At 29.4% G+C, this 14,098-nt stretch carries 9 protein-coding genes and 3 pseudogenes; 7 read left to right on the top strand and 5 right to left on the bottom strand.

What is annotated here, in order from left to right; all coding sequences use genetic code 11:
* Window position 1: 1 nt before the first annotated feature.
* The 4 genes from nuoL to FBF21_RS08120 are packed head-to-tail and all read left to right on the top strand — an operon-like array spanning window position 2 to window position 7,047.
* Window positions 2-1,792 carry an NADH-quinone oxidoreductase subunit L gene (gene nuoL, locus FBF21_RS08135; protein ID WP_002876092.1) on the top strand — a complete coding sequence of 597 codons (1,791 nt, stop codon included), beginning with the start codon at window positions 2-4 and terminating at the stop codon, window positions 1,790-1,792.
* Between the two features lies 1 nt (window position 1,793).
* On the top strand, window positions 1,794-3,281 hold the full coding sequence (locus FBF21_RS08130) for an NADH-quinone oxidoreductase subunit M (RefSeq protein ID WP_002856009.1): 1,488 nt from the start codon (window positions 1,794-1,796) through the stop codon (window positions 3,279-3,281).
* Window positions 3,271-4,659: an NADH-quinone oxidoreductase subunit N gene (locus FBF21_RS08125; RefSeq protein WP_002865111.1), complete on the top strand. Its 1,389-nt coding sequence runs from the start codon at window positions 3,271-3,273 to the stop codon at window positions 4,657-4,659. Before FBF21_RS08130 ends, FBF21_RS08125 begins: the two co-directional genes overlap by 11 nt.
* 21 nt (window positions 4,660-4,680) lie before the next feature.
* Window positions 4,681-7,047 (top strand): hypothetical protein, encoded by a 2,367-nt coding sequence (locus tag FBF21_RS08120; RefSeq protein ID WP_052803155.1) that lies wholly within the window; start codon window positions 4,681-4,683, stop codon window positions 7,045-7,047.
* A gap of 42 nt (window positions 7,048-7,089) precedes the next feature.
* On the opposite strand, the pseudogene FBF21_RS08115 reads toward FBF21_RS08120, so the two are convergent.
* A pseudogene (locus FBF21_RS08115) lies at window positions 7,090-9,074 on the bottom strand (methyl-accepting chemotaxis protein).
* A gap of 79 nt (window positions 9,075-9,153) precedes the next feature.
* Between FBF21_RS08115 and FBF21_RS08110 the strand changes: the two are divergent.
* On the top strand, window positions 9,154-9,585 hold the full coding sequence (locus FBF21_RS08110; RefSeq protein WP_052803216.1) for a MerR family transcriptional regulator: 432 nt from the start codon (window positions 9,154-9,156) through the stop codon (window positions 9,583-9,585).
* A 7-nt stretch (window positions 9,586-9,592) separates the two neighbouring features.
* Here FBF21_RS08110 and FBF21_RS08105 read toward each other — a convergent pair whose 3' ends face one another.
* From FBF21_RS08105 to FBF21_RS08095, 3 genes are all read right to left on the bottom strand, one after another.
* Window positions 9,593-9,916, bottom strand: coding sequence for a metalloregulator ArsR/SmtB family transcription factor (locus FBF21_RS08105; protein ID WP_002904685.1), 324 nt, complete (start codon window positions 9,914-9,916; stop codon window positions 9,593-9,595).
* Between the two features lie 9 nt (window positions 9,917-9,925).
* Window positions 9,926-10,873, bottom strand: coding sequence for an organoarsenical efflux permease ArsP (gene arsP / locus FBF21_RS08100; RefSeq protein WP_002904687.1), 948 nt, complete (start codon window positions 10,871-10,873; stop codon window positions 9,926-9,928).
* An 84-nt stretch (window positions 10,874-10,957) separates the two neighbouring features.
* The gene (locus tag FBF21_RS08095) at window positions 10,958-11,290 is read right to left on the bottom strand and encodes a helix-turn-helix domain-containing protein (protein ID WP_002851392.1); all 333 of its coding nucleotides are present in this window, start codon (window positions 11,288-11,290) and stop codon (window positions 10,958-10,960) included.
* 192 nt (window positions 11,291-11,482) lie between these two features.
* Here FBF21_RS08095 and FBF21_RS08090 point away from each other — a divergent pair.
* Window positions 11,483-12,117 (top strand): annotated as a pseudogene (locus FBF21_RS08090) (NAD(P)-dependent oxidoreductase).
* A gap of 11 nt (window positions 12,118-12,128) precedes the next feature.
* On the opposite strand, the pseudogene FBF21_RS09315 reads toward FBF21_RS08090, so the two are convergent.
* Window positions 12,129-12,432 (bottom strand): annotated as a pseudogene (locus tag FBF21_RS09315) (SAM-dependent DNA methyltransferase); the annotation flags it as partial.
* A 54-nt stretch (window positions 12,433-12,486) separates the two neighbouring features.
* Between FBF21_RS09315 and FBF21_RS08080 the strand changes: the two are divergent.
* Entirely contained in the window at window positions 12,487-13,989 is a 1,503-nt protein-coding gene (locus tag FBF21_RS08080) for a class I SAM-dependent DNA methyltransferase (protein ID WP_002876351.1), read from the top strand.
* Window positions 13,990-14,098: the final 109 nt, after the last annotated feature.

Here is a 14,098-nt window from a genome sequence, read left to right as displayed (position 1 = left end):
TATGCAAAATTTGGCTTTGATTTCTCTTTTTAGTCCCTTTGTAGCTTTTTTGTTTGCAAGTTGTTTTGCTTTGAGTGAGAAAAAACAATTCGTAGGGATATTTTGTTCACTTCTAGTAGCTTTGAGTACTTTTTGTTCTTTGTATTTGCTTTTTTGCAATGAAGCTTTTAATGTGAGTTTGTTTGAATGGTTTGCTGGAGTAAATTTTGGTTTTGATATAGATGCTATTTCGCTTACTATGATGAGTATTGTAGGTATTGTAGCCACTTGTGTGCATTTTTATAGTATTTTTTATATGGCTCATGATGAAGGTTTTAATAAATTTTTTGCTTATTTGGGGCTTTTTGTCTTTTCTATGCTTTTTTTAGTCATGAGTGATAATTTTTTAGGACTTTTCGTAGGTTGGGAAGGCGTTGGGCTTTGCTCTTGGTTGCTCATAGGTTTTTGGTATAAAAATGATACTTATTCTTTTGCGGCTAATGAAGCTTTTATTATGAATCGTATTGCGGATTTGGGTATGCTTTTAGGAATTTTTTGGCTTTATTTGCAAGCAGGAACTTTAAAATATGATGAAGTTTTTTCCATGGCACAAAGCCTAGATCACAATGCTTTGATCTTAATCGCAACTTGTTTATTTATAGGGGCTATGGGAAAATCTGCACAATTTCCTTTTCACACTTGGCTTGCTGATGCTATGGCAGGGCCAACTCCTGTTTCTGCATTAATCCATGCAGCAACCATGGTAACAGCGGGGGTTTATTTGGTAATTCGTGCGAGTACGCTTTATGATTTAGTTCCTGAAGTTTCTTATATTATTGCCTTACTCGGAGCTTTTGTAGCGATTTTTGCAGCCTCTATGGCTTTGGTGGTTAGGGATTTAAAACGCATTATTGCTTACTCTACCTTATCGCAACTTGGATATATGTTTGTGGCTGCAGGACTTGGGGCTTATGGTATAGCTTTATTTCACTTAGCTACGCATGCTTTTTTTAAATCTTTACTTTTCTTAGGCGCTGGAAATGTAATGCATGCTATGAATGATAAATTAGACATTAAAAAAATGGGTGGACTTTTTAAACCTTTAAAAATTACAGCTATTTTAATGTGTATAGGATCTTTAGCTTTAGCAGGAATTTATCCTTTTGCAGGATTTTTCTCTAAAGATTTGATTTTGGGATATTCTTTCATTTCTTTTCACCATGGTATTTTTTTAGTGCTCTTAATCGCAGCTTTTTTAACAGCATTTTATAGCTTTAGACTTTTAATGTTGGTATTTTTTACCCCTGCAAGACATGATGAACATCCACATGAAGCAAGTAAAATCGCACTTTTGGCTATGAGTCCTTTGATGGTTTTAGCTATTATTGCAGGATTTTTCGAACATAGTTTTTTTGAATATTTAAGCACAAAATTAGTTTTTATTGATGCGCAAAATCAAATTGTAATGATTTGTGCGAGTGTAGCAGCTATTTTGGGTGCAATTTTGGCTATTTTTGCTTATAAAAATTCTTGGTTTAAAGAAAGTATTGAAGAAAATAAAATTCACAAACTTTTAAGTAATGATTATTTTATTCCTAGATTTTATCATCAATTTATCGTTTCAAAATATGAAAGCTTATGTACGATTTTAAAACATTGTGATCTTTATATTTTTGACAGAATAGTTGAAAAAATTGCTTTGTATTCTCAAAATATTTCACAAAAAATGATTATGCCAAACAGCTTAAACTTAATGCTTAGGTTTTTGGTGGCAGCTTTTGTGATTTTGTTGATTTTAGTATGGATGGTGTAAAATGCTAAATTATTTGATATTTTTTCCTTTGATTGCTGCTTTTGTGGTTTTGCTATTAAATCGCGGAGGCGTTAAGGTTTTTAGCGTTGTTGTAAGTTTTATGATTTTGGCTTTAAATTTGGATATTTTTGCGGATTTTTTACAAGGGGTAAGCTTTGATTATAATCTCTCTTTTAAAATTTTGAAATTTTTTAGCTTTCATGTAGGAGTAGACAGTATTGCACTTGTATTGATGCTTTTAAGTTCTTTGATGATATTTTTAAGCTTTTTATTTTTGAAACTAGAACAGAAAGCGCTTATATCTTGTATATTCTTTTTAGAATTTGCTATTATGGGACTTTTTAGCGCAAAAGATGGTTTGTTGTTTTATGTTTTTTGGGAATTTTCTCTTTTGCCTTTGCTTTATATTATGGGAGTTTATGGTAAAGATTTTAGAGCAGGGGTGAAATTTTTTATCTATGCTTTTGCGGGTTCAATTTTAATGCTTGTAGCATTGATTTATCAAGCTTATTTAAATTATCAGCTTTTAAATATCTTCACTTTTGACTTGGAAATTTGGAAAAATAATGCCTCAGCAGTAAATTTTACAGAGCAACTTTTACTTTTTGGAGCATTTTTTATCGCTTTTGCTATCAAAGCTCCTTTATTTCCACTTCATACTTGGGCACCTAAGGTTTATGCAAATTCGCCTATACTTGTTTCTGTAATGCTTGTAGTTTTTAAAATGGCTCCTTTTGGATTTTTACTTTTTTGTTTACCACTTTTTCCAGATGCGAGTGTGTATTTTATGCCTTTAATTGTAGCTTTATGTATAGTAAGTATCGTTTATAATGCTTTAATTGCTTATAGAGCAGAAAATATTAAAGAATTGATTGCTTATAGTTCTATTTCACATCTTGGTGTGATGATTTTGGGAATTTTTTCTTTAAATGCTTTGGGTATTAGTGGTGCGGTTTTTTATATGTTTGCACATGGTATTGTAACGGGAGCTTTATTTTTAATGGTTGAACTTTTATACCAAAGATATCATACTTATGATATTTCTTTTTACCATTCTTTAGCCAAAAAAGCACCTTTATTTTCAATTTTCTTTATGCTCATTTTACTTGCGAGTGTTTCTTTGCCTTTAACTGTTTCTTTTGTGGGAGAGTTTTTAATTCTTTTAGGTATAGCAAAGATTAATTTATTTTACGCTTTGTTGGCAGGTTTGGTGATTATTTTAGGAGCGATTTATATGTTCGCAGTATTTAGAAAAATATTTTTCATGCAAAAACAAAGCTTTATAGAGAATTTTTCTTTACGATTTAGAGAAATAGTAGCGCTTGTGTGTATTGTAGTAATGATTTTTGGACTAGGGCTTATGCCAAATATACTTTTAAAGCCGATACAAAAAGATGTGGATAATCTTATAAAAACAATGAATATTAGAGCTGTTGAGCAAAATACTTTAGATTTTTTATCTAAAATAGGAGAGGCAAATGTTAAATAATTTTTTAAATTTAGAACTTTTAAATATAAGCTTATCTTATCCATTTTTATTTTTAATTACAACTGCAATAGTTCTTTTGCTTTGCTCTGGTTTTTGGAAATTTCATCGATCGTTTTATATCGGCATAAGTTCTTTGTCTTTGATTGTAAGTGCTTTTTTGATTTTAAATAATGCAAATGCTCAAGGTTTAGAAGCAAAAGCTTTTTTGGCCACTTTAAATAATGATATTGTTTCATTTTATGCTTCTTTGGTAATTTTGTGTTTTTCATTTTTATATCTTTTAATGCAAAAAGAAGAAAATCAAGGTGAATTTTATGCTTTATTTTTATTTATGATTGCATCTTTGCTTTTGATGGTTTCAAGCTCAAATTTAGTACTTATTTTTATAGGACTTGAAAGTTCTTCTTTAGCGCTTTATACTTTAATAGCAACGCGCGGAAGTGATAATGCTATTTCAAGTGCGATAAAATACTTTAGTGTAGCGGCTGTAGGAGCTGGGTTTTTTGTTATGGCTGTAGCTTTTATTTATTTAAAAACAGGAACTTTAGATTTATCTGCTAATTTAGCATTAAAAAATGAGTTTCAAAAAGATCCCATGCTTTTGGGTGCTGGAGTGATGATTTTTGTTCTTTGTGCAATCAAGCTTTCTTTGGCACCTTTTCATTTTTGGCTTAAAGATGTGTATTATGCAGCACATACAAATTTGGTTGCTTTTATTTCAGTTGTGCCAAAAGTTGCCATGTTGGTTGTGGTTATTCGTTTGTTTGATTTTTTAAATAATACAGGTTTTGAATATATCATAATAGTTCTAGCGATTTTTTCTATGCTTATAGGTGCTTTTGCGGCTCTAAGTCAAAACAATATCAAAAAAATGTTTGCTTATAGTTCTGTAGTGCATTCTTCTTTGGTTTTGGTAGCTTGCATTCCTTTATTAAAAGAACAAAATTTTGATGGAATTTTGCTTGCTATTTTTGGATATTGGACTTTATTTGCTTTTGCAAATTATGCTGTATTTATGATTTTAAGCAATTATGAGAATAATTCTTATGAGAGTTTAAATGGGCTTTTGGTTAAAAAACCTTTAATTGCTTTTTGTTTAAGCATTAGTGTGCTTTCTTTAGCAGGTATCCCGCCTTTTGGAGTGTTTTGGGGTAAATTTATGATTTTAAATACAGCAATTTTAAATGGATATTGGTATTTGGCGCTTTTTGTGGCTTTATCTTCTGTTATTATGCTTTATGCGTATTTAAAGATTTTAATTCATGTTTTATTTATGAAAAATGATAGGGTTCATAATATTAAGTTTAGTTTTATACAAAATTTTATTTTAGCTTTTTGTGTTTGTGTAAGCACTTTTGCTATATTGTTAATGTTATAAGAGTTTTGCTATAATTATTTTATGAGAATATTATTTTTAATTTTATTAAGTTTTTTAAATGCTTTTGCTTTTGAGCTTGTTTTAAACACGGGTCGCGAAAATAATCAAGCTTTTGCAGTTTTACATGCGAGTAATGATTTAGAATTTACATGTCAAAAATTTATTACCGAAGCAAAAGTTCATTTTGAATGTGATATTGCAGGTATGGTTGATAATAAATTAAAAGATCAGAGTTTTTCTGCTTTTGATTTAAAATTTATACAAGAAGCTCAAAAAATTAAAATGATCATTTTGCCAAAAATACAAGCAAGAATGTTTGACACTTCTCAAAATATTTATATAGATAAAGAACTCAGTTCATCAAGTTCGCATAAAAGTAAGGCTTTTACTTTTATTTTTGCACCAGAACTAGCACCTATTAAAGACTATGATGGACTTGATTTTAATATCAATTTTCCACATGAGAGTTTGCCTTATGTTGGAGCTTTGGATTTAAATTCTGATCCTGTTGTTATTCCTCAAAGTGCAGATATCAATACTTATTTACGCATCAAAAAAGAATACGATAAGGCTAATTACAATCAAGTGGTGATTGATGCACAAAATGCTATCAATAGATATCGTGGCAGTATTTTTACTAGTGAATTTATACTTTATAAATTAAGAGCTCAAAATAAACTTTACACTCAAGATCCAAGTATACGCGATCAGCAAATTTTAGAAAAGATGATTGATGATGCTAAAAATTGGATGCGTACTTTTACAAGTGATAAAAATTTTTCAGAAGTTTTACATATAATGTTAAAAACTTATATCGCTTTAGCTCAGCGTGCTGATGTAGAGTATACAATGTCGATTTTGGATAATGAACAACCTAATAATTATTTTACTCAGTTATCAAAACTTGATTATGCAGATTATATTTATAATTTAAATGAAAAAGAAAAAGCTGTAAATATCTATGAAAATACTTATTTTAATACAAAAAATTTAGATTTAGCTGCAAGAGCAGCTATGAGTTTGGCAAAGAATTTGCTTTCAAATGAGCAAGTAAATAAAGCTATAGAATATATTAATACCATTTTAAAAGCCAATCCTGAATATTTTGGAAAAGATATTCCAAGATCTTTAGAACTTGCTAAATTATTTAATCAAAAAGGACAATTTGATATAAGTGCAAGTATTTATGAAGATACCTTTGCTAAAATGTCCAAACTTGATCCAAGTTATGAAGAAACTTTAAAAGATTTAGCCTTAGTTTTATCACATATTAACAGATCTAGTGATGCTAAAAAATACCTTGATTTGTATATGGATGATTATTTAGATGGTAAGTATTTAGATGAAATTAAAAAAGCAAGTGATGAGGTATTCTTTGCTTTAGGTGATAATAATGCAAGCTTTTTGCATCAGCGTTATACAGATTTAATGAAGCAATATGCAAATAAAGATGAGAATATTGCAAATAAAGCTTTAGATGAAGATGTTGCACTTTATTATAAAGAGGGAAATTTTAGTGCTATTTTAGCTTATAAAGATCTTATAGAAAGTAAAAAAATTCCAAATGCTACTCAATTTTTAGAGAAAGCAGCCATTAATGATTTAAAAAATGCCATAAAAGCTGATAATTGTATCAATGCTGCAAATATTTTTATGCGTTTTAGTGCTTATGATATAGGTCAGAAAATTGAGAATAAAAAACAAATGTTAGCTTGTCTTATCAGAACTTCTAATGTTGAACAAGCACTTGATTATATAGATAAAAATTATAATGAAGATTCTATATTTTATGGTCTTCAAAAAGCATCTATTCTTTTTGATAATAAACAATATCCTCAGGTGATCAAAATTTCTAAAGATATAGCTAATTCTAGAATTTTAAAAAGCGATGATGAGAATTTTAAGGCTTATTATTTGCAATTTTTGTCTTTATTGCGCTTAAATGACTACAATCAAGCCATTAAAATTTTGCAAATTTTAGAAAGTTTTCCAATGAATTTTAGTATGGTAGAAGCCTACGATGCTTTACTTTCTTATGCTAATGATCATAATATGCAAACAACGATTTTAACTTACGCACCTAAGGCCATTGACTATCAAAATTTTAAAGGTATAAATCTTTTTAGTCCTAATTTGGAATTTATGTATCTTGATACTTTGGCTAAAATCAATAAAAATGAAGAAAGTTTAGCTGTTTTAACAGATTTGCTTAAATTAAAACTTTCAGATAAGGATAAGGCAAGAGCTTTATATATCCAAGCTTTAACTTATGAAAGAATGCAAAATATACAAGCTGAAAAAGAAATTTTAAAACAATGTCTTGAAATCAAAAGTGTTTCAAATTGGCAGAATTTATGTAAGAGTAAAAATCAAATTTTAAATCAATAAGTAAATTTAGAGATAACTAGCTTTTTAGCTAGTTATCTAAGATTAAAACCTTTTCTTCTTAACATCTTCTAAGATATTATTAGCTATATCACTTACTGTACTAGAAATAATAGCTGATTCATTAGCAATTTCAACATTATCTTTAGTAGTTTGATCAATTTGAGGCTATCATTGATTTGAGTGATACCTGCAGTTTGTTCTTTAATACTTTCTGCCATATCATTGATAGATTGAACAAGTAAATTAGTATTAGCTTCAATTTCTGATAAAGACTTTTGAGTTCTTTCAGCTAACTTTCTAACTTCATCAGCTACCACTGCAAAGCCTCTACCATGTTCTCCAGCACGAGCTGCTTCAATAGCTGCATTTAAAGCTAAAAGATTGATTTGATCTGCAATATCACCTATAATACCTGTAACATTTTTAATCTCTTCAGATTGAGTGATAACATCACTAGTTTTAACTGAAACATTTTGCATGGAAGAAGTGATCTCTTCTAAAGCTGCTGCAGTTTCTTCTAAAGATTGAGCTTGAGAATTTGAAGAAGTGGTTAAGCTTTGAACAGCAGTTTGTAATTTTCCACTTTCATTAGCTAAAGCATTAGCAAAGTCTGAGCTTTGTTTTAGCATTTTAACTATTTCATCACCTAAAGCATTAGTAGTTAATTCTACACTACCGCTAGCATTTTCTAATTTATTTCTAAAGTCTAAGCTTTTGTATTCTTCAAAAATTTTATGAATAGCATTCATATCAGAACCTACTCTAGCTTGTAAAACATCAAGAAGTTTATTTAGAACATTTTTAAGTTCAATAAGTTGTGGGTTTCTTGGATTAGCAGTAATTCTTGCTGTTAAATTACCACCTTCTACAACTGATACGGTTTGAACTGATTCTTTAACGGCTTGATTGTCTTGTTCTAAGCCTCTTTTAGTAGCAAGAATGTTTTCGTTGATAGCATTTGAGATTTGTCCAAATTCATCATTGCTTTTTACTTCTATAGTAGAAACATTTTTTGTTTTATAGTTGATAAAATCAAAGAATGAAGTTAAACCTGTTTGGATAGCTGCAAGTGGGGAGAGGTATTTTGATACGATGAAATAAAGGAGGATGACGCTAAATACTACTACAATAATGACAACAATGGCTTGAATAAATGCAGCTTTATAAATAGGTTTATTTATAATATCAGCGCTTTCGGTAATACAAGCTGTATAAGCAAAGACTTTAGTACAAGCTCCAAGTCTTTCTTCATTATTTAACTTATAAGAGAAGAAGTTGTTATCACCATTGAGTTTATATGCATTTAGAACAGGAGAATGATCAATGGATGGATTTAATAATTCTTTATTGGTTGCTGCAAATATTTTATTTTTTTGATCAAATAAAAAAGTATTTCCAGGGGTTTTTGCAACTAAATTTTGCAAATCTTCTGATGGTATATCGACACCCAGTACCCCTATGATTTTACCATCTTTATAAATAGCTTTAGAATACGTTATTACATATTGTTTTAAAACTGTATCTAAATATGCTGGTGTAACAAAAATATCATTTGTTTTTAAAGCTTCTTGATACCAATCTTTTGTCTTTATATCTAAATCATCACGTAATTCAGGCATTTTTGCATCATTAGATTTTTGACTAAGTAAAACTTTTCCATTGTTTAAACCTAAATAAACATTTAGTGCATTTATACTATGACGATAATATTTCAATATTGGACCAACATTGTTAATAATATTTTCTTCAGTGATTAAAGATTGATAAGGTAAGTTCGCGATATCTTTTTCTAAAGCTCTAGTAAAAGATTGATTTGTGGAACGGAAATCTTCAACGGTAGATTGTGTGACTTTAAGTAGGTCAGTTTGATTTTTAAGAGTGCTTTCATATAGTGAGGTTTTTGTAAAATAAAAACTTACAATACCTAGAACAATTAAGGCAAAAATTGCAATTAAATTTGCAATGAGGGAAAGTTTGATTTTAATACTATTCATTATTTTCCTTTTAATCTTTGTTATTTTTAGCATAAAACTAATAATTTGGCTATTATTTTATCACAAAAAAATAAAATAAATTTTTATTTTTATCTTAAATAAAGGAGAAAATATGGCTTATGCTATAAAAAAAGTAGAAAAAGAAACAAAAATTAGTGCTCATACTTTAAGATTTTGGGCTAAAAAAGGTTTGTTTCCTTTTGTTCAAAAAGATGAAAATAGTGTGAAATATTTTTCAAAAAGCGATATAGAATGGGTAAAATGGATAGAATGGCTTAGAATTTCAGGTATGCCAATAGAACAAATCAAACATTATATAAAACTTTGCTCTTTGGGTATAAAAACTGCTAAAGAAAGACAAGAGATGTTAAAGCAAACAAAGAAAAAATTACAAAACCAGATTAAAACATTAAAAGAAAGTGAAAAAGTTTTAAGCAAAAAGATAAAAATTTATGAAGAAATGCTTGCAAATGAAGTCGATGGGTTTAATCCAGAAAGCAAGGACTATCAACCTTGTGATAAATTGTATAAGTTTAAGGGTTGATTTTATATTAAGGGCAAATTTGGGTAATAATATTTTCATTTTTTTTAATAACATTTTTAAGCTCTAAACTTTTGATATTTTCAAAAAGATCTAAATGCAGCTTTAAAAGCTCATTATTAATCCCATAATACGCCCAAGTTCCTTGACGCCTTACATACAAAAAACCTGCATCTTTTAAAATTTTTAAATGTCTTGAAAGTCTTGATTGACCCATGTTTAAGAGCTCTTGTAGATCACAAACACAAAGTTCTTTGTATCTTAAAAGATGATGTAAAATCAAAATCCTACTTTCATCATTGATCGCCGAAATAATGGTTAAAAATTTTTGCATTTTATTTCCTTAAATTAAATTAATAAAAATTCCAAAAGATATAGCCACGCCTAAAATAATCATAACAAATAAAAATAAAAATTTCATTTTAAACATTTGTTTGAGTAAAACAAGCTCAGGTAAAGAACATCCAGCACCAGCGATTAAAAAACTCATAATCACTCCTTGAGAAATTCCCATTTGTAAAAGTGCTAAGCCTATAGGAATAATAGTTTCTACTCTTAAATAAAGGAAAATTCCTAAAAAAGCCGCTAATGCAATGCTTAAAATTTCATTGCCATTTAGGTATTTTTGTAAAATTTCTTGAGGAATAAAACCATGAATAAAAGCACCGATAAAAACTGCCACAACGATATAAGGTAATAATTTTTTATAATTTTTCAAACTTTCTTTGAATAATTCTTTATAGTTTATCGTTATATTTTTAGACTTATCTTGAGTATTTGCACAGCATGATTTTTGTTTAAAAATAAAATTGCTAGGATTGTGAGCGCTTTGGGTAAAAATACTTGATTTTGTATTTTTAGGAATATGTTTTAAAAAACTATCTTCCTTAAATTTAGAAAAAACAAAAGAAATAATAAATATCAAAAATATCAAAAAAACCACATAAATCAAACTTAACTTTAAACCAAAAGTTACAAAAAGCATGGAAAAAATAATAGGATTAATAAGAGGCGAAGTAAAAAGATAAGCTAAAGCTATGCTAAGTTTTACTTTCGCTTCTAAAAAAGCTCTTAAAAGCGGTATGGTAGAACAGGAACAAAATGGCGTTAAAGCACCTAAAAATATAGCTTTAAAATAACTTGAAATTTTGTCACCAGCAAGTTGTTTTTTAAAAATTCCTTCGTATTTTTGATTGATAATAGAAACTAAAAAAGAAATAGCTATAAAAAGTACAGAAAGCTCAGTAAATAGATATAAAAACTCTTTGAAAGTATTTAAAAAAGACTGCATTTTTTATCCTTTTAAAAATATTTCCAAAAAATATAACATGTATAAATTAATAAATTAATATATATTGATATATTAATTTATTACTTAAACGATATTTTTATAGCTATTTCCCCAATTCTCAAGACTTTTTAAGATGGATTCTAAACTATTGCCTAAAGATGTAAGTGAGTACTCAACCTTTGGAGGAACTTCTGCATAAACTTTGCGTTTGATCAGTTTTGCTTCTTCTAATTCTCGTAAATTTTGTGTAAGGACATTTTGAGAGATGTTTTGATTTTTTGTAAATGAAATGCTTTTTCTTAACTCTCCAAATCTTTTAGTCCCTTGCAACAAATCTCGAATAATTAAAATTTTCCATTTATTTCCTATCAAATTAAGCGTGGTTTCAATAGGACAAAGAGAATGATATTTTTTCATTATAAATCCTTATTTTTTAAAATTATAACATATTTTTTAAAAAAATTTATCTCATTAAAATACTAAAATAACATAATACTCCTAAAATAGATACTATATTATAAAATAATATCTACTTGATTTTTAGTAGTAAATATATTTATAATTTCTAGATTGCATTTTTTATGTAAAAATACTTAAAAAGGAGATATTATGAAAATAGCAATTTTATGTGCAAGCGGTAAAGTAGGCAAAGAAATCAGCAAAGAAGCTTTAAAAAGAAATTTAGAGCCAGTATGTTTTGTACGCAATAGCTCTAAAATGAATGAATTTTTACCTCAAGCTAAAATAGTACAAAGAGATCTTTTTGAACTTGATTCTAAAGATCTGATAGATTTTGATATTATTATTGACGCTTTTGGAGAATGGGAAAATTTAAGCTTACATAAAAAGCATATAGAATGCTTGAGTGTAATTTTACAAGGAAGTAAGGCTAAATTATTTGTTGTAGGGGGTGCTGGAAGTTTGTATATGGATGAGAATCATACTACAAGACTTATGGATATGCCTGATTTTCCTAAAGAGTATTTGGATATAGCTAAGCAAGTGCGGAAGTATTGGAATTTTTACGCAATGAAAAAGGTTTTAAATGGGTATATGTGAGCCCATCTGCTATTTTTTCACCAGATCTTCCAAAAAGCAATCATTATAAAATCATAGGCGAAAAATTTGAAGTGAATGCCAACAATGAAAGTAAAATCAGCTATAGTGATTATGCTAGTGCTATGATAGACATAGTGCTTAATTCTTGCTATGAAAACACACGCATTGGGGTAATAAGCCTATAAATAAAGATGCCTTATGCTTTTAAGGCATCTTTTATTTCTTTTAAATACTTATTTTGAAGTTTTAAATTTTCTTCTAAAGAATTTAAAATCTCTTCGCTAGTTCTTAGGATTTTTTCTTCTTTTACATTTGGATTTTTAGCACTTAAATCATAATTTCTTTCTTCAAGTTCTTTTTTGCTAAGCAGCCAAGAATTAGCAGTGATTTTTCTTTTCTTTGTAGCATTTTAGAAATTCCTTAAAATATGCGTATTCTAAAGGCTTGTTTTTAGTAAGCTTGTAAGGTGGTATAAGCTCGTAGTAATACACCTTATCATCATTTGCTTTTAAAATACTATTTGTTATACTTAATAAAATTATTTAAGGATAAAAATGGCAAAGAAAAAAGAAATAAAACTAGAAGATGCGTTATGGAAAAGTGCTGATAAATTACGCAAAAATATCGACGCAGCAGAGTATAAACACATAGTTTTAGGACTTATATTTTTACGCTACATTAGCGATAGCTTTATGCAAAAATACGAAGAGTTATTAAAAGAACAAGATGATGGAGCCGACCCAGAAGATGCAGATGAATACCTAGCTGACAATATCTTCTTCGTTCCAGAAAAATCTCGCTACAACTACATAAGAGATAACGCCAAAAATCCCAAAATAGGCAAAATGCTAGATGAAGCAATGGACGAGATAGAAAAACACAACGATACTCTAAAAGGAGTTTTGCCAAAAGTCTATGCCAAAGATAACTTAGATAGTAAATGCCTAGGCGAACTTATAGATCTTATAGGAAATATCGCCTTTGACACTGGTAAAAGCACCGATGTTTTAGGTCATGTATTTGAGTATTTTTTAGGTGAATTTGCCCTAGCTGAAGGCAAACAAGGCGGACAATTCTACACTCCAAAATGCGTCGTAGAGCTCCTAGTAACTATGCTTGAGCCATATAAAGGCAGAGTGTTTGATCCTTGCTGTGGAAGTGGCGGTATGTTTGTTCAAAGCGAAGAGTTTGTAAAATCTCACCAAGGCAGACTAGATGACATCTCAATCTATGGTCAAGAGTCAAATCAGACTACCTACAAACTCGCCAAAATGAACCTAGCCATAAGAAAAATCGAAAGCTCACAAGTGATATGGAACAACGAAGGCTCATTTTTAAACGACGCTCATAAAGACTTAAAAGCCGATTTTATTATAGCCAATCCACCATTTAACGACTCGGACTGGAGCGGCGAACTGTTAGAAAACGATGGCAGATGGAAATACGGCGTCCCACCAGCAAGCAACGCCAACTACGCTTGGATACAGCACTTTTTATATCATCTATCACCAAACGGCGGTGTAGCGGGATTTGTCCTAGCTAAAGGCGCACTTACAAGCAACACCACAAATGAAGCAGCCATTAGAAAAGCACTTATTGAAGATGATTTGATAGATTGTATAGTAAATCTACCCGCAAAGCTGTTTTTAAATACAGGTATTCCTGCATCACTTTGGTTTATAAGACGCCAAAAGCTACCAAAGACAGTCAAAAAAACGCTTTTTATAGATGCAAGAGATTTAGGAACTAGGATAAATAGACGCAACAAAACCCTAAACAAAGACGATATAAACCAAATCGCAAATATTTATAAAGCATGGAAAAACGGCACTGATTATGAAGACATAAAAGGCTTTTGTAAAAGTGTTAGCATAGATGAGATAAGAGAGCTTTCTTATGTGCTTACCCCAGGGCGTTATGTGGGGCTTGCTGATAGTGATGATGAGTTTGATTTTGATACTAGATTTAACGAGCTTTTAGCAAAGTTAAAATCCCAAATCAAAACTGAGCAAGAGCTGAGCGAAACTATCTTAAAAAATTTAGAGAAGATAAAATAATGTTTTGTGTTGTGCTTTCGTCATTATCTTTTAAACCAAGCTTAAACAAAGGAAATTCCGAATTTAAATTCTCGAATTTATTTCGTGTATTTTTTGGATTTTTTACGCA

Source organism: Campylobacter sp. CFSAN093238 (assembly GCF_012898015.1).
Taxonomy (GTDB): Bacteria; Campylobacterota; Campylobacteria; order Campylobacterales; family Campylobacteraceae; genus Campylobacter_D; species Campylobacter_D jejuni.
The sequence above is the reverse complement of the archived record's forward strand: the minus strand, read 5'-3'. Positions and strand labels throughout refer to the sequence as shown.